Raw genomic sequence first — 15,762 nt, 5'->3', positions numbered from 1 at the left:
TCCATCCAGTAGGGGAGAGGGAAATGACCATTGCGAGACTGTTGTGGGGGAGCGCGCTCGCGCTCGCCCTGGGGACGCCTGCGCTCGCGCAGGAGGCGGAGAAGGCCGGCGCGCGGACGCTCGATGATCCCGAAGCGATCATCGTCACCGCGACGCGCCGCGAACAGACGCTTCAGGAAGTGCCGATTTCGGTCGCGGTGGTCGGCGGCGACCAGATCGAAAAGCAGGGCATATTGCTGTTCGACGACGTGCAGGACAGCGTCCCCAACCTCCAGATCGACCGCACCAACGGCAATTTCGCGATCACCATGCGCGGACTCGGCGCCGGAACGGGCAATCTGTCGTTCGAACAATCGGTCGGCCTGTTCATCGACGGCGTCTATCTCAGCCGTTCGCGCGCCTTCCAGAACCCGCTGCTCGATATCGAGCGCGTCGAGGTGGTGCGCGGGCCGCAGGGTGCGCTGTTCGGCAAGAATACGAACGCCGGCGCGATCAGCGTCGTCACCCGCCGCCCGACGCGCGACTTCGAAGGCTTTGCGCGGGCGAGCGGTGAGGTCGAGCACGGCGGCTGGAATCTCGAAGGCGCGGTATCGGGTCCCGTATCGGACACGCTCAGCGTCCGCCTGACCGGCCGCGTCGGCGCGATCGGCGACACGATGAGCAACACGATCACGCGACGCGACGAAAACGGATCGCGTTATGAAGCGGTGCGCGGCCAGATATTGTGGGAGCCGACCGACAATTTCGAGGCGCTGGTCAAGGTCGAGCATGGCTCGAACCGGATCGACGGCGGCACGACGGTGTTCAACTATATCGGCGATGCCGGCTGCCTGCTGTGCGACGCGGTGCGCAATTCGGGGGAGGAAGTCCCCGAATATCCGAGCTATCGCCGCGCCGCGCGGACCGTGAATCCCGAATATGACGACACCGACACGACGATGGCCGAGCTGACGATGAACCTCGACGTCGGCGACTGGACCTTCACCTCGGTGACCGCGTGGCAGGACCTCGATGGCGGGGTGAATTCGGATTATGACGGGCCGCTGACCTTCCTCGAATCGGACATCACCGAAGAATCGAGTTCGCTGTTCCAGGAAGTGCGCGCGCAGCGCCCGATAGGCGACGGCGGCGCGTTCATCGCGGGCCTGACCTATATCGACACCGACCTGCACGTCCAGCAGGCGTCGCTGTTCAATGCGGCGAGCGCGGGCAGCCCTGCGCCGCTCAATGGCCTGTCGACGCGCCAGTTCGACCAGACGGGGCAATCGCTGTCGCCCTTCGTCTCGCTCGAGGTGCCGGTCAGCGAGCAGATCATGCTCAGCGGCAGCCTGCGCTATTCGCACGAAAAGCGGACCGGGCGCGCCCGCTCGTTCAACGACGGGGTCTTTCCGCCGACCTATCTGCCCTATGACCTCACCGAAACGCGCAAGGAAAGCCTGTGGGACTATTCGCTGCGCGCGCGTTACGAATTCAGCCCCGACGCCTATGTCTATCTGAGCTATGCGACGGGGACCAAGGGCGGCGGCTTCGTCTCCAACGACGCCCTGCTGCTCTATAATATCCAGAACGGCATCGCGACCTTCCAATATGATTCCGAGCGCGCGCGGTCGTGGGAGGTCGGCGGAAAATTCCGCTTCCTCGATGGAAAGGGGAATCTGAACGTCGCGCTGTTCCGCACCAATTTCAGCAATCTTCAGGTGTCCGAATATAATGGCACCGCCTTCGTCACCGGCAATGCTGCCTCGGCGATCGCGCAGGGGGTGGAGGTCGACACCGACATCGGGCTCGGCGATTATTGGCGGATCGGCGGCAGCCTCGGCTATCTCGACGCGCATTATAAGGATTATCCGGGCGGCGCCTGCCTCTATGACGCTCCGCCGACCTGTACGCCGCAGACGAACAATCTGGCCGGCGAGAGACTCGTGCGCGCGCCCGAGTGGACCGCGAGCGGTTTCATCGAGGCCAGATATCCGGTGTCCGATCGCCTCTATGCGCTTGCGCATGTTTCGGCGAACCACCAGTCACGCTCCTTCTTTCAGCCCGACATGAACCCGCTCAACTCGCAGGGTGCGTTCACCAAATTCGACGCGCGGCTGGCGGTCGGACGCGAAGACGGGCGGTGGGAACTAGCACTCGTCGGCCGTAACCTGACCGACAAGGTCACGACGACGCAGGGCTTCAATACCCCGGTGTTCGGCGGCAACAGCCATATGGCGATGGTCGGCGCGCCGCGGATGGTGACGGTGCAGCTCTCGCTGGATTTTTGAACATGGCGGCGGCGCGGGGCGATCTGCTGTTGATGGCGGGGGGCATTCGATCCGGATCGCTCAACGAACGGCTGATCGGCTGCGCCGCCGACATTGCGAACGATCTGGGGCTGCGGACGACCAGATTATCGCTATCCGATTATCCGCTACCGCTGTTCGGCGCCGAGGCGCTGACGATCGACGAGGTGCCCGAAGCGCTCGCGCTCAAGGCGATGTTTCGCAGCCACGGGGGAGTCATCCTCGCCAGTCCCGAACATAATGGCTCGGTCACGGCGATGCTCAAAAATGCGATCGACTGGATGTCGTGCCCCAGCCGTGGAGAGGCGCCACAGACCTATGGCGCATTCCGGCGCAAGGCTTTCGGGCTGGTGTCGGCTTCGTCGAGCCCGTTCGGCGGTCTCCGGGGGCTTTCGCAGCTCCGCCATATCCTGACGACCGTGCAGGCGCTCGTCGTGCCCGAGCAGCTCAGCGTGCCGCACGCGCACCGCGCCTTCGACGCGCGCGGGCGCCTCGCCGATCCCATGCTCGCCGGATTGCTGGCCGATCTGGTGCGGTCGGTCATGGAGGTCGCGCGGGCGTAGGAAGCGGACAATGCCGACGAGCAGCAAAGCGGATCGCACTGCCGCCTATTGGGCTTTCGAAGACAGCCTCGGCTATCTCGCTCGCCTGGTCTTTCGGTCCTTTTCAATGTTGCGCGAGGCGAAAACGCGCGAGCATGGCGTGTCGGCCGGGCACTGGCCTTTCCTGCGGCAATTGTGGCGCGAGGACGGCGTCAGCCAGCACGAGCTCAGCCGCCGGCTGGTGATGCAGGACGCGACGACGGCGGTTGCGCTTCGCGGGCTGGAAAAGGAAGGGCTGATCCATCGCCGCGTCAATCGCCGCGACCGCCGCGAAACGCTCGTTTATCTGACCCCGCACGCGCGCGCTCTTGCCGGCACGCTCCTGCCGGTCACGCGGGAGGTGCAGGCAGCGGCGACCCGCGGTTTGTCGCCCGAAGAGGTGGAGCGGCTGCGCGGCCTTCTGTTCCGCATCGTCGCCAATCTGGCGGAGGAAGAGTTTTCCAGTCGTTGCTGAGGGGGATGGTCGCCACCGCCGGATATCGGCGTCGGGGCGAACTGGTATAAGCGGGCGATGCGCCGGTCTAAACGAGGCTCCTACAGCAGTTCGAACACGTCGTAACGCACCGCGCCGCCGATGCTGGCACCGAGACCGACTGCGACGATGTCATTGAGCCAGAGATAGCGCTCATCTCCGGTTTCGAACATCGGCGTGGTACGGAAATAGACCTCGGCGCATTCTTCAGGGGTCTGCGGCCCGCCGTTGCGCGCATGTTTGTGCGCGACCGATAGCGGGCGCAGGACACCGCGATAGGACACATAGATCAGCGCGCCGTCATGCGTTTCGAGCGTGATGCGGGCGTCGAGCCGCAGCGTATCCCTGTCGTCGATCGTCGCCCAGTCGCCGCCGCTCGGCATCACGCGGCCGTGCAACCGCTCGCCCTCAACTTCCCCGCCGGTCAGCGCGGCGATCATGCGGCGCCCGAAATGCGCGCGCCCGACCATTTGTTGTGGCTCGGTGAAAGCGGCGCGGTAGGAACAGAGATAGCGAAAAGCCGGTTCCTGCATCGTCATCCTTTCGATATGGCCGCGGCGACGCGAAGCCGCCGTGCGCTGGTCAGAGCTTGAACGCCAGGGTCACGCCATAGGTGCGCGGCGGCGCATAGGGCGTCAGTATCTGGCGATAGGGCGCGAAATAGGTGACATAGGTCGGCACCAGTTCGTCGGTCAGATTCTTGCCCCAAACCGACAGCTCCCACTGGTCGTCGGGACCCGCGAGCGACAGCCGGGCATCGAGATTCTGATGCGCCGGCCAGAGCTGCTGCGGGATGTTCGACGCCTCGAAATAGGCGTCGTCCACCCAGCTGTAGTCGACGCGCAGCTTTGCCGCCAGCGCGCCGACCGGCGCCTCGATCTGGCCGCCGACATTGACCTTGTTCTTTGGCGAGCGCGGAAGCCGGTTGCCCGTATAATCCTGGCCGGGGATCGCATATTCGGTGAATTTGGCGTCGAGATAGGCATAGCTGCCGTCGAGCTGGAGCCAAGCTGCCGGACGCACGACCGTTTCGATCTCGAACCCCTTGATCCGTGCCTTGGCCGCATTGGTCACGACGACGCAGCATAGCGGGACCAGCTGCGAGATTTGCAGGTCCGAATAATCGGTGCGGAATGCCGCGAGATTGACGCGCAGCGCGCGGTCGAACCAGTCGGTCTTGGCCCCGACCTCATAGCTCCAGGCGAATTCGGGATCATAGGGTGTCGAAGCCCCGGCGGCGGTGCCCGAAATCCCCTGATAGCCGCCACTCTTGTAGCCGCGCGCGACCGAGGCATAGAGCAGCACGTCGTCGTTCGCCTTCCAGTTGAGCGCGAAGCGCGGGGTGAAGGCGTTCCACTTCTTGCTGCTCGTCACGTCATAGCCGTCGGCGGAACCGAGCGGCGGCGGAACGCCCGGGCCATCGTCGACCTTGAAACCGGCGAAGCGGCCGCTCTTGCGCTCCCACGTCATGCGCGCACCAAGCGTGGCGGTGAGCGACGGCACGATCTCCGCATCGACCTGGCCGAACACCGCGAAGCTGCGGGCATTGACCGATTGCGGATAGATGCCGGTGCCCGAGATGGCGGGGGACGGGAAATCCTGAATCTGGCCCTCGACGCGGTCGTTGTTCTCCTTGAGGAAATAGAGGCCGGTCTGGCCCTTCAGCCGCCCGTTCCATGCGTCGAACGACAGGCGCAGTTCCTGGCTGAACTGGCTGTCGTCCTCGTCGCCGAAGCTCGTCGACTCGATCTGCGCGGGCGGATTGACCGGATTGCTGAAAAAGGGCGTGACGAAATCGAACGTCACCTTGCGCAGCGCGGTGAGCGAGGTCAGCGTGCCGAACGGCAGGTCCAGATTGACCTCGGCCGAATAGGTCTGGATCGTCCGCTTGATCTGCCCGTCGATATAGGCATCGACGACGCGCGGGTCGGGGTTGATGCCGACGCAGTGGATGCCGCCGTCGAAGGTCGCGTCGCAATTATTGTGGCGCGGATTGCCTTTCTGGTCCTGATGCGAAACATCGGCGCGCAGGATGATGTCGAGCGTGTCGGTCGGCACGAAGCGCAGCGCGAGGCGGCCGGTCGTCAGGTTGAGGTCGTTGACGTCATTGCCGGTGGTTTCATTATATTCGAACCCGTCGCGCTGCTTGTGCGCGACGCCCGCCGACAGAAAGATTTTGTCGCTGAGCGGCAGATTGCCCCGCGCGGTTATGCCGACGCGGCTATAGTTGCCATAGGTCCCGTCGAAATAGAAGCTGGTCTCGTCGTCAGGTTTGCGGCTGACGAACTGGACGAGACCGCCGATCGCATTCTTGCCGAACAGCGTGCCTTGCGGCCCCCGCAGCACCTCGACCCGCTCGAGGTCGAGCGTATCGAGATCGGGGGTGCCGCCGCGCCCGGCATAGACGCCATCGACGAAGACGACGACCGACGGATCGCCGCCGGCATTCTGGCTGATTCCCGGTGCGCTGCCGATACCGCGCATCGCGAAATTGGTGTTGATCGGATCGACCGCGGTGATCGCGAGGCCCGGCGTCCGCGTCGCAATGTCCTGCACGGTTTCGATGCTGCTTTCGCGCAGCTGATCGGCGCCGAATGCTGTGACCGACACCGGGACATCCTGAAGTCGCTGTTCCTGCCGCTGCGCGGTGACGATGATGTCGCCGCTCATGTCTTCGGCAGCGTCCTGCGCGATCGCCGCGACGGGCGTAGCCGCGATCGCCGCTCCGGTCAGAAACAGGGCGGACCGGGTCCTTCCGATTTGTGCCATCTCGCTTCTCCCACCTGTTATGTTTTTCGCGCGTCCCGTTCATACTTGACAGGATCGTCTATATACTTAGTTTGCTAAGTAAGTATTTCTATATAGCAGGCCGACCCGCGACGCAAGACCGGGCGCAACCGGGCGATGGAGGGGATGTCGATGGGAACCGCGAACGGCGGATCGCAGGCGGGACCGGTTTCCGGCACGGATGGCGAAGCGCCGGGTTGGCCCCGTCCGCTCTATGGATGGTATGTCGTTGGCGTCCTGCTGCTCGCCTATACGCTGTCGTTCGTCGACCGGATGATCCTGAGTCTTCTTGTCGCGCCGATTCGCGCCGCGCTCGACATTTCGGATACGGCGGTCAGCCTGCTGATCGGGCTCGCCTTCGCGCTCTTCTACACGCTGCTCGGGCTCCCGATCGCGTGGATCGCCGACCGCTGGAACCGGCGCAACCTGATCGTCGTGGGGGTCGCGCTGTGGAGTGCGATGACCGCGAGCTGCGGCTTCGCGGGCAGCTATGCGGCCCTGTTCGCCGCGCGTATGGGCGTGGGGGTGGGCGAGGCAGCGCTGTCGCCCGCCGCCTATTCGATGCTCAGCGACATCTTCCCGCGCGACCGGCTGGCGCGGGCGATGGCGGTCTATTCGATCGGCGTGCCGCTCGGCTCGGGCGTCGCGATGGTCCTCGGCGCCTTTGTCGTCCAGTCGGTGCTTGCTGCACCGATGGTCGATCTGCCGCTGATCGGGCCGGTCGCGGCGTGGCGGACGATCTTCCTGTGGGTCGCCGCGCCGGGCCTCCTCGTCTGCCTGCTGCTGCTGACGGTGCGCGAGCCGTTGCGGCGCGGGCTGCGTCAGGCGGATACCGGCAACCGGGCCGCCCCGGGTTTTATCGCCCATCTGAAACAGCAGCGCGCGGCGCTCGGCGCGTTGTTCGCCGGCATGTCGCTGATCGGGCTCGTCATGTACGGGGTCATCGCATGGGTGCCGACCTTCTTCGCGCGCACCTATGGCATGGATGTGTCGCAAGCCGGGCTGTGGTTCGGCATCATCATGGCAATCGGCGGTGCGGCCGGGCTGGTGATGGGCGGAACGCTCGCCGACCGGACCTTTGCCCGCGGCGTCGCCGATGCGCATCTGCGCGTGATGCGCCTGTCGATCCTGCTCGGCGGCCCGCCGCTGCTCGCGGCGACACTGATGCCCGATGCGCTGCTGGCCTTTGCGATGCTCGCCTGCGCCTTTCCGATGCTGACGATGCATGGTGTCGGAACCGTAGCGCTGCAGCTGATTACGCCGAATGCGTATCGCGCACGCGTGACCGCGCTCTATTTCTTTGTCGTCAATCTGACCGGTCTCGGATTTGGCCCGATGCTGATCGCGCTGCTCACCGACCACCTGTTCGGCGATGATGCCGCGCTGCGCTATTCGATCGCGCTGGTGACGGGCGTGGCGCTGCCTCTGGCCGCAATCCTGTTGACCGCGGGCTTTGCCGCCTTCGCCCGCGATCTCGGAAAAAACGGCTGACGCTGCCTGGTTCGTGCGCAGCCCCCGGAGAGCTTTCGGTCCCACACGACCCCTTGCTTCGCTCTCCAATGCCGCCATTGCCAACAGCATCGGCGATAATCGGCGTGCCAGGTCGGCATTCCAACGCGCGCCGCGACGCGGCGATGCCAAGCTATGGCCACCCCGAACCAAACGGCCGGCGCGTCCATCATCCAACCTTTCCGCCTACTTCGCCGCCGCCGCATCCCACGCGGCGACCTTGGAGCGCGTGTCGGCGAGCATCTTGTCGAGCGCCGCGCGGTCGTAGACGGCGCCGCGCAGCACCACGGCACGGATCGCGCGTGTCGCGCCGATGTCTTCGAGCGGGTTGCGGTCGAGCAGCACGAGATCGGCGGCCTTGCCCGCCTCGACCGCGCCATAACGGTCGAGCTTGCCGAACCACGCGGGACCGGCGCGCGTTGCGGAAGCAAGCGCCTCTGCCGGCGTCAGCCCCTTGTCGACGAAGATCGCAAGTTCCTGATGCAGCGCGATGCCGGGATAGTTGTACGAATTGAGGAAGCCCGCATCGGTTCCCGCCATGATCGTCACGCCCGCCTTTTGCAGCATCGGCAGCACCGATGCCTCATGTTCATATTCGGCGTGGCGCGCGGCGATTCCGGCGGCGTCGGCGTTGGCGGCGCGGTCGACGCGCCACTGGTAGGTCGCGCGCAGGCCGGGGCCGATCAGGCCGAGGTAATCGTCGGTCTTGTGATCGTCCTGGTCGAGATAGGCGATGACGCGGCTGCCGTTCAGCGTCGGGGTCACGAACACGCCCTTCGCCGCGAGCTTGCGATAGGCGGCCATGGCGGTTCCGGGGTCGAAGCCCGCGTCGATGCGGCGATAGGCCTCGGCGCGGTCGATGCGCCCCGCCGCGAAGTCGGCGGCGATCGTCGCTTCGTCCTTGACCCCCGCCTTATAGGCATAGCCGATATGTTCGATCGAGCTGATCCCGGCATCGACCGCCTGATCGACCGTCAGCGCGAGCGGGATATGGCCCGAGACGCACAGCCCCGCGGCGCGCGCCTTGCGGATCGCGTAGAGGAAGAGGTCGAGCTTCATCGTGCTGTCGGTGATCTTGACGAAATCGACGCCGAGCCCCTTCAGCCTCGCCACCGCTGCATCGACGTCGGCTTTCGAACCGGTTTCGATCGTGCCCTTCCAGACCGGCTTGATGCCCTCGATTTTGGGACCCGAGCTCAGCAGCGTCGGGCCGAAAAGCCTGCCGCTCGCAATGTCGCCGCGCCACGCCAGCACCTCGTTCGGCAGGTCGCCGGAGGCGTCGCGCACCGTCGTGATGCCGTGCGCGATATAGAGCGGCAGCAGCGCCTTATTCTCCTCAACCAGCGCGGGGCCGCCGCCGAAATGGACGTGCATGTCCCAAAGGCCCGGGATCAGGAAGCGATTGCCGCCATCGATCGTGCGCCTGGCGGTCCATGCCTTCGCGACCTCGGCATCGCCGCCCACTGCGACGATCACGTCTCCCCGCGTCGCGACCGTCTGGTCGGCGATCAACCGGGCGCCCGCGACGTCGACAATCGTCGCGTGGCGTATCAGCAGGTCCGCGCGCTCCTTTGCGACGGCGGATAGCGGCAATTGGAAAAGCCAGGCAAGGAGAATGGATATCAGCATCTTCATGGCGGAAACGTCCCGATTGTCCGATGATCGACCCCGGATAGGGTTATCGCGCATCATTCCATGTAGTAGTATATTGGTTCGACACACAGCCTCCCATCTTTCGACATCGCGAAGACAGGCCCGACCGGTTCGGGCGGTGGCGCTGCTGCCCGTGGCTATTGGTCGATCGTGATCGTGCCGGGATGATGCTTGTCGAGGTGGCGCTTGATGATCTTGAGGTTGCGGCTGTTCGAGCGGAAAACCAGGTCGAAGGCATCGCCGACGAGCGGGATTGCGCCGAGCGCGGTGTCGAGGCCAAGATTGCCCATCATCCGCCACAGCTTCCATTTCGGCATGCCGAGGTTGCGCGCCTCCCAGATCAGATAGGCGCCCATCGCCGCGGTCACGACGTCGCCGACGACGGGGACGAGGCCGACGATCGCATCGAGCCCCACCGGGCGGTTGATGCCGGGGATGGTGAAGCTGCGTTCGAGCAGAAATTCCAGCGTCTCGACGCGCTTGCGCAGCGCGGCGGGGTCGTTGCGATTCGGGATCAGTGCATCGAAGATCGCGTCGGTATCGGGAGTCGAAGGGGCCATTGGCGTCCTTTTTCTGAGCGCACAGAATGCGTACGCTTCCCCCTAGTTGGGAGTGTCGCGCAGGTGATTCAATGGGTGCTGCGCACGCGCGTTGGCGGTGAGGCCCGACAGGCGCTGCGATGCGACCGACCAGCGCAGCGGCGTCGCGAGCGGGATGAAGGGCGCGTAGCGCCCGAGGATCGCTTCCGCCTCGCCGATCAGGCGCGCGCGATCGGTCGGGCTGGTCGCCGCCGTCGCCTCGTCGATCCTGCGCTGCGCCTCGCCGTTGCACAATGTGTCGGTGCGGCACGACAGGCGGCGCAGGCCCCAAAGGGGGTCGTCGTTGGGCGTGACCTCGTCGATCAGCGTCAGGTCGGCCTCGGCGTCGATGGCGACGCGCCTGCTCGGCACCCCGATGCGTTCGAAATCGGCGGCGACATAGGCATAGAGAATGCGCCCGCCGGGCGAATCGGGCACTGCGATGCGCAGCGGTTCGATTTCGCGCCCCGTGGCCTTCCACGCATCGACGACGCGCTTCGCCTGCGCGACCCGCGAGGCGTCGTCATAGTCGGCCCAGGCGGGAAGCAGCGGCACCGGGCCGCCGTCGCGGGCGTAAAGCGCGGGGCGCAGCGTCACCTGCGGTTGCCATTCGGCGAGCCCGAAAGCGTCGACCAGGCGCTGCCGCCGCACCGCGCGCGACAGCGCCTCGCGATTGGCATCGGTGGCGAGAAAGCCTTCGGCACGCACGAAGGAAAGCCCGAACAATCCCGGCACAGGATCGACGACGAGCCGCGAGCGTCCGATATTCGACGCCACGAAATAGGGCAGGGTCGAAAAACGCCCGCCGAGCACGCCGTCGGCATAGCCGTTCTTGAACCGCGCCAGCGCACGGGGGGCGTCGGTGCCGACGAGTTCGATCGAGGCCGCCGGATCGGCCGCGGCCGCCTCGGCTTCTTCGGGGTCGTCGGCCAGCGGGTCGGGAACGGGCGTCAGCAGCATCGCCGCGCCGATCCTCTTCGGCCGCATCGGCCCCCAGCCCATGCCGCGCTTGACGATCGCCATCGACGGTTGGGCGAGCAGCTCGAGCAAATGGGGCTGCGGTACCGACAGGCGGATTTCGATCACCGTGTCGGTCATCGCCTTGATCGTTTCGACCTCGGGGAAATCGTCCTTCAGGACATGCTTGCTCCGCCGGCCGAGATAGCCGCGCAGGATGGCGGCAACCTCAGCCGCCGCGACCTTGTCGCCGTTCGACCATTTGGCTTCGCGGACGCGGAAGATATAGCTGCGCCCGTCGGCAGTGACCGTCCAGCGTTCGGCGAGTCCGACGTCGATCTGACCGAGTGAATCATAGCTGACGAGCCCCTGCGCGGTGGCTTCGAGCAGCGCCGCATTGGTCGCCGAAAGCTCGCCGCGGATGGGGTTGGCGGCGGGATAGAGTGGGCCGATCGCCGCGATCCGCACCGGCCCCCGCTCGCCGAACAGACCGCAGCTCGTCGCCGACAGCGCCAGCAATCCGGCAGCGAGAATCCGCGCGCCGATGCGTCCTGCCGTCATATCGCTGCTGCTCCCGTCGCTGGTGCGGACGGCGGGACTCGAACCCGCACACCCATATGGATAGCAGATTTTAAGTCTGCTGCGTCTACCGGTTCCGCCACGTCCGCGCACCGGGGGACGGTCAAGCGGATGACCCCGAGGAGGTCAAGGATTGTTTGCGGCTTCACCCCGGCGCGTCGCTCGGCTAGGGAGGGCGCCATGCAACCAGTGCTCTCCATCGCTGGCCTGGCGAAAACCTATAAAAGCGGCCACCAGGCGCTCAGCGGCATCGACCTGACGATCGACAAGGGCGAGATATTCGCGCTGCTCGGGCCCAATGGCGCGGGCAAGACGACGCTCATCAGCATCGTCTGCGGCATCGTCACACCGAGCGGCGGCACCGTGACCGTCGCAGGACACGACCATAGCCGCGACTTCCGCGCCGCGCGCTCGATGATCGGGCTGGTGCCGCAGGAACTGCACACCGACGCCTTCGAGAAGGTGATCACGACGGTCAGCTTTTCGCGCGGCCTGTTCGGCAAGCCGCGCGACCCCGCCTATATCGAGCAGTTGCTGCGCGACCTGTCGCTGTGGGACAAGCGCAACGCGAAGATCATGGAGCTGTCGGGCGGAATGAAGCGCCGCGTGATGATCGCCAAGGCGCTGAGCCACGAGCCGGAGATTTTGTTCCTCGACGAGCCGACCGCGGGGGTCGATGTCGAACTGCGCCGCGACATGTGGAACATGGTGCGCGGTCTGCGCGAACGCGGCGTGACGATCATCCTGACCACCCACTATATCGAGGAGGCCGAGGAAATGGCCGATCGCGTCGGGGTGATCAGCAAGGGGCGGCTGATCGTCGTCGAGGAAAAAAATGCGCTGATCAAGAAGCTGGGGCGCAAGACGCTGACGCTCAACCTCGCCGAGCCGCTCGCGACCGTTCCCGACGAGCTGGCGCAATGGAATCTCGCGCTGGCGGGCGAGGGGCACGAGCTGGTCTATGAATTCGACAGCCAGGCCGAGGCGACGGGGGTGCCGTCGCTGCTGCGGCGGATGAGCGACCTCGGCATCGGCTTCAAGGACCTCAACACGACGCAGAGCTCGCTAGAGGACATCTTCGTCGGGCTGGTGCATGAGAAGCGGGAAGAGGAGCGCGCGGCATGATTTCGAACCTGCGCGGGATCCGTTCGATCTACGGCTTCGAAATGGCGCGCTTCGGGCGCACCTTCTGGACCAGCCTGATGCTGCCGGTCATCACGACGACGCTCTATTTCGTCGTCTTCGGCTCGGCGATCGGCAGCCGGATGAGTTCGGTCAGCGACGTGCCCTATGGCGCCTTCATCGTGCCGGGGCTGATGATGCTGACGATGTTCACCGAAAGCATCAGCAATGCGAGCTTCGGCATCTATATGCCGAAATGGACCGGCACGATCTACGAGATGCTGTCGGCGCCGCTGTCGCCGCTCGAGATGGTGATCGCCTATGTCGGCGCCGCGGCGACCAAATCGGTGATCATCGGCACGATCATCTTTGCGACCGCGCATCTGTTCGTCGACGTAGAGGTCGCGCATCCGCTCTTCATGGTCGGCTTCATGCTGTTGATGGCCGTGACATTCTGCCTGTTCGGCTTCATCATCGGCATCTGGGCGCAGAGTTTCGAGCAATTGCAGGTGATCCCGCTGCTCGTCGTCTATCCGCTGACCTTCCTCGGCGGCGCCTTTTATTCGCTTTCGATGCTGCCGCCCGCGTGGCAGGCGGTGACGCTGTTCAACCCCGTCGTCTATCTGATCAGCGGTTTCCGCTGGACCTTCTTCGGGCAGGGCGACGTCGGTATCGGCGTCAGCATGGGCGCAGTCGCTTTTTTCCTGACGCTGTGCCTCTGCGTCATCTTCTGGATGTTCCGCACGGGCTACCGGCTCAAAAATTGAGGCGGAACATAATCGTCCGTGATTGGGACCCATCTCCCGCCGGCTCGAAATCGTTCCGACCGGAGATAGGCTCCCGCCTTCGCGGGAGCACCCAGCATTTTCAATAGCGGAGGAGAAGATACCCGAACCCGTTCCACTCCGAACCGATCAGGCGTTCAATCGTTCAGCCGCTCGCGCATTTCCTTGCCGGGCTTGAAATAGGGAACGTTTTTCGCCTTCACCGCAACCGGCGCTCCGGTGCGCGGATTGCGACCGGTGCGCGACTCGCGCGCGCGGGTCGAGAAGGCGCCGAAGCCGCGCAGTTCGACGCGGCCGCCGGCGGCGAGCTGGTCAACGATGGAATCGAAAAAAGCGTCGACGATCCGTTCGACCTCTTCGACGCGTAGATCGCTGTTTTCACTCGCGATTTTTTGAACCAGTTCCGACCGGATCATGTGCTTCCCCTCTGTGTCACGCGCATCGCGACGATGCGGCCTCCGGTCGTTGCCGGCACCCGTGCGTGAGACCCCTCCCAACGCGCGGGCGAGACTAACATGAATCAGGAAGCGATCAAAAACATATCGCGGATGCAAAAAGGCCCGCCGAGGGACATTCGGCGGGCCTTTCCGTCACTTCGTCGTGGCGCGAAGGGTCAGTCCTTCTTGCCCGCCTTCAGCGCTTCGCCGAGGATGTCGCCGAGCGACGCACCCGAGTCGGACGAGCCATATTGCGCAACCGCCTGCTTCTCTTCGGCGATCTGCAGCGCCTTGACCGAGAAGTTCGGCTTTTTCGAACGGTCGAAGCCGATGACCATCGCGTCGAACTTCTGGCCGACCTGATAGCGGTCGGGGCGCTGTTCGTCGCGGTCGCGGCCAAGGTCGGCGCGCTTGATGAAGCCGGTCGCGCCGTCGTCGCCGGCCTGCACTTCGAGGCCGTTGTCGCGGACTTCGAGAACGGTGACCGTGACGGTCTCGTTCTTCTTGAGCGAACCGGCGGCAGCGCCGGCGCCAACCGCGGGCGCACCCTTTTCAAGCTGCTTGATGCCGAGGCTGATGCGTTCCTTGTCGACATCGACGTCGAGCACGACGACCTGCACCGTCTCGCCCTTGCGGTGGAGATGCAGCGCTTCCTCGCCCGAAATGCCCCAGGCGATGTCCGACATGTGGACCATGCCGTCGACGTCGCCGGGCAGGCCGACGAACAGGCCGAATTCGGTGGCGTTCTTGACTTCGCCCTCGACGACCGAACCGACCGGATGCGCTTCGGCGAAGGCGCCCCAGGGGTTCGACTGCGCCTGCTTGAGACCCAGCGAGATACGACGCTTTTCGCTGTCGACCTCGAGCACGATGACTTCGACTTCCTGGCTGGTCGAGACGATCTTGCCCGGATGGACATTCTTCTTGACCCACGACATTTCGCTGACGTGGACCAGGCCTTCGATGCCCGGTTCGAGTTCGACGAACGCGCCATAGTCGGTGATGTTCGTGACCGTGCCGGTAAGTTTCGCGCCGACCGGATATTTGGCAGCGACGCCTTCCCACGGATCGGCTTCGAGCTGCTTCATGCCCAGGCTGATACGCTGCGTGTCGCGGTTGATGCGGATGATCTGCACCTTGACCGTGTCGCCGATGTTGATGATCTCGCTCGGGTGGTTGACGCGCTTGTAGCTCATGTCGGTGACATGGAGCAGGCCGTCGATGCCGCCGAGGTCGACGAAGGCGCCGTAATCGGTGATGTTCTTCACCGCGCCTTCGATGATCTGGCCCTCTTCGAGGTTCTGGATCAGGCCCGAACGCTGTTCGGCGCGCGTTTCCTCGAGGATCGCGCGGCGCGAGACGACGATGTTGCCGCGGCGGCGGTCCATCTTCAGGATCTGGAACGGTTGCGGCAGGTCCATCAGCGGGCCGACGTCGCGCACGGGGCGGATGTCGACCTGCGAACCGGGCAGGAAGGCCACGGCGCCGCCGAGATCGACGGTGAAGCCGCCCTTGACGCGGCCGAAGATGACGCCTTCGACGCGGGCTTCCTTGTTGAATTCTTCTTCGAGGCGGTCCCACGCGGCTTCGCGGCGGGCGCGGTCGCGCGAGAGCATGGTTTCGCCATTGGCGTTTTCGACGCGGTCGACATAGACTTCGACTTCGTCGCCGACCTTGAGGTCGGCCTTCTGGCCCGGTGCGGCGAATTCGCGAAGCGGCACGCGGCCTTCGCTCTTCAGGCCGATGTCGATCACTGCCAGGTCGTTTTCGATGCCGGTTACGGTGCCCTTGACGACGCGGCCTTCAAAGCCGCCCTCGGCACCACCCAGCGATTCATCGAGCATCGCGGCGAAATCGTCGCGCGTCGGAAAAGCCGTAGAGGCCATAGAGAGTTCTTCCTTACTTCATTTGTTCCGGCCAAGCGGTTGGTTCCGCTGGTCTTGTGGCCGATCCGTCCCGTTCGCCGAATGCGAAACGGAACATCCGCAAAGACGCG

Annotated in this window: 13 protein-coding genes and 1 tRNA gene; 6 read left to right on the top strand and 8 right to left on the bottom strand. The window is 64.9% G+C overall.

Annotated features, from left to right (window positions below):
* Positions 1-23 precede the first annotated feature (23 nt).
* Genes CHB69_RS05515 through CHB69_RS05505 form a run of 3 tightly spaced genes read left to right on the top strand, consistent with a single transcriptional unit; the run spans position 24 to position 3,341 of the window.
* The gene (locus tag CHB69_RS05515) at positions 24-2,267 is read left to right on the top strand and encodes a TonB-dependent receptor (RefSeq protein WP_089214984.1); all 2,244 of its coding nucleotides are present in this window, start codon (positions 24-26) and stop codon (positions 2,265-2,267) included.
* A 2-nt stretch (positions 2,268-2,269) separates the two neighbouring features.
* Positions 2,270-2,848 (top strand): NADPH-dependent FMN reductase, encoded by a 579-nt coding sequence (locus CHB69_RS05510; RefSeq protein ID WP_089214983.1) that lies wholly within the window; start codon positions 2,270-2,272, stop codon positions 2,846-2,848.
* Positions 2,849-2,858: 10 nt separating this feature from the next.
* Positions 2,859-3,341, top strand: a complete 483-nt coding sequence (locus CHB69_RS05505; RefSeq protein WP_089214982.1) for a MarR family winged helix-turn-helix transcriptional regulator — start codon at positions 2,859-2,861, stop codon at positions 3,339-3,341.
* 80 nt (positions 3,342-3,421) lie between these two features.
* Here the strand turns inward: CHB69_RS05505 and CHB69_RS05500 are convergent, their stop codons facing one another.
* Complete coding sequence (locus CHB69_RS05500; RefSeq protein ID WP_170935447.1) at positions 3,422-3,892, bottom strand: DUF3237 domain-containing protein; 471 nt, start codon at positions 3,890-3,892, stop codon at positions 3,422-3,424.
* Positions 3,893-3,941: 49 nt separating this feature from the next.
* Positions 3,942-6,128, bottom strand: a complete 2,187-nt coding sequence (locus tag CHB69_RS05495) for a TonB-dependent receptor (RefSeq protein ID WP_089214980.1) — start codon at positions 6,126-6,128, stop codon at positions 3,942-3,944.
* A 150-nt stretch (positions 6,129-6,278) separates the two neighbouring features.
* Here CHB69_RS05495 and CHB69_RS05490 point away from each other — a divergent pair, with 150 nt between their 5' ends.
* Positions 6,279-7,637 (top strand): spinster family MFS transporter, encoded by a 1,359-nt coding sequence (locus tag CHB69_RS05490; protein WP_170935446.1) that lies wholly within the window; start codon positions 6,279-6,281, stop codon positions 7,635-7,637.
* 204 nt (positions 7,638-7,841) lie between these two features.
* Here CHB69_RS05490 and CHB69_RS05485 read toward each other — a convergent pair whose 3' ends face one another.
* From CHB69_RS05485 to CHB69_RS05470, 4 genes are all read right to left on the bottom strand, one after another.
* On the bottom strand, positions 7,842-9,248 hold the full coding sequence (locus CHB69_RS05485; RefSeq protein ID WP_245836552.1) for an amidohydrolase family protein: 1,407 nt from the start codon (positions 9,246-9,248) through the stop codon (positions 7,842-7,844).
* Between the two features lie 197 nt (positions 9,249-9,445).
* On the bottom strand, positions 9,446-9,868 hold the full coding sequence (locus CHB69_RS05480; RefSeq protein ID WP_089214977.1) for a DUF4112 domain-containing protein: 423 nt from the start codon (positions 9,866-9,868) through the stop codon (positions 9,446-9,448).
* A 42-nt stretch (positions 9,869-9,910) separates the two neighbouring features.
* Positions 9,911-11,404 carry an ABC transporter substrate-binding protein gene (locus CHB69_RS05475; RefSeq protein WP_089214976.1) on the bottom strand — a complete coding sequence of 498 codons (1,494 nt, stop codon included), beginning with the start codon at positions 11,402-11,404 and terminating at the stop codon, positions 9,911-9,913.
* A 20-nt stretch (positions 11,405-11,424) separates the two neighbouring features.
* Positions 11,425-11,511: transfer RNA gene (locus tag CHB69_RS05470), tRNA-Leu, on the bottom strand.
* Positions 11,512-11,602: 91 nt separating this feature from the next.
* Here CHB69_RS05470 and CHB69_RS05465 point away from each other — a divergent pair.
* Together CHB69_RS05465 and CHB69_RS05460 are read left to right on the top strand one after the other, a co-directional pair.
* Positions 11,603-12,547: an ABC transporter ATP-binding protein gene (locus CHB69_RS05465; RefSeq protein ID WP_089214975.1), complete on the top strand. Its 945-nt coding sequence runs from the start codon at positions 11,603-11,605 to the stop codon at positions 12,545-12,547.
* Positions 12,544-13,311, top strand: a complete 768-nt coding sequence (locus CHB69_RS05460) for an ABC transporter permease (protein ID WP_089214974.1) — start codon at positions 12,544-12,546, stop codon at positions 13,309-13,311. The genes CHB69_RS05465 and CHB69_RS05460 overlap by 4 nt, the downstream gene beginning before the upstream one ends.
* A gap of 155 nt (positions 13,312-13,466) precedes the next feature.
* Here the strand turns inward: CHB69_RS05460 and CHB69_RS05455 are convergent, their stop codons facing one another.
* Both CHB69_RS05455 and rpsA read right to left on the bottom strand, forming a co-directional pair.
* Entirely contained in the window at positions 13,467-13,826 is a 360-nt protein-coding gene (locus CHB69_RS05455; RefSeq protein WP_281252651.1) for an integration host factor subunit beta, read from the bottom strand.
* A gap of 116 nt (positions 13,827-13,942) precedes the next feature.
* Positions 13,943-15,652 carry a 30S ribosomal protein S1 gene (rpsA, locus tag CHB69_RS05450; RefSeq protein ID WP_089214972.1) on the bottom strand — a complete coding sequence of 570 codons (1,710 nt, stop codon included), beginning with the start codon at positions 15,650-15,652 and terminating at the stop codon, positions 13,943-13,945.
* Positions 15,653-15,762 lie beyond the last annotated feature (110 nt).

The sequence above is a fragment of the Sphingopyxis indica genome, assembly GCF_900188185.1.
GTDB classification, from domain to species: domain Bacteria; phylum Pseudomonadota; class Alphaproteobacteria; order Sphingomonadales; family Sphingomonadaceae; genus Sphingopyxis; species Sphingopyxis indica.
The sequence above is the reverse complement of the archived record's forward strand: the minus strand, read 5'-3'. Positions and strand labels throughout refer to the sequence as shown.

Excerpts from the sequence above, each read along its gene's own strand:
- CHB69_RS05515 (WP_089214984.1), top strand. The coding sequence starts at position 24 with ATGACCATTGCGAGACTGTTGTGGGGGAGCGCGCTCGCGCTCGCCCTG.
- CHB69_RS05510 (WP_089214983.1), top strand. The coding sequence starts at position 2,270 with ATGGCGGCGGCGCGGGGCGATCTGCTGTTGATGGCGGGGGGCATTCGA.
- CHB69_RS05505 (WP_089214982.1), top strand. The coding sequence starts at position 2,859 with ATGCCGACGAGCAGCAAAGCGGATCGCACTGCCGCCTATTGGGCTTTC.
- CHB69_RS05500 (WP_170935447.1), bottom strand. The coding sequence starts at position 3,892 with ATGCAGGAACCGGCTTTTCGCTATCTCTGTTCCTACCGCGCCGCTTTC.
- CHB69_RS05495 (WP_089214980.1), bottom strand. The coding sequence starts at position 6,128 with ATGGCACAAATCGGAAGGACCCGGTCCGCCCTGTTTCTGACCGGAGCG.
- CHB69_RS05490 (WP_170935446.1), top strand. The coding sequence starts at position 6,279 with ATGGGAACCGCGAACGGCGGATCGCAGGCGGGACCGGTTTCCGGCACG.
- CHB69_RS05480 (WP_089214977.1), bottom strand. The coding sequence starts at position 9,868 with ATGGCCCCTTCGACTCCCGATACCGACGCGATCTTCGATGCACTGATC.
- CHB69_RS05475 (WP_089214976.1), bottom strand. The coding sequence starts at position 11,404 with ATGACGGCAGGACGCATCGGCGCGCGGATTCTCGCTGCCGGATTGCTG.
- CHB69_RS05465 (WP_089214975.1), top strand. The coding sequence starts at position 11,603 with ATGCAACCAGTGCTCTCCATCGCTGGCCTGGCGAAAACCTATAAAAGC.
- CHB69_RS05460 (WP_089214974.1), top strand. The coding sequence starts at position 12,544 with ATGATTTCGAACCTGCGCGGGATCCGTTCGATCTACGGCTTCGAAATG.
- rpsA (WP_089214972.1), bottom strand. The coding sequence starts at position 15,652 with ATGGCCTCTACGGCTTTTCCGACGCGCGACGATTTCGCCGCGATGCTC.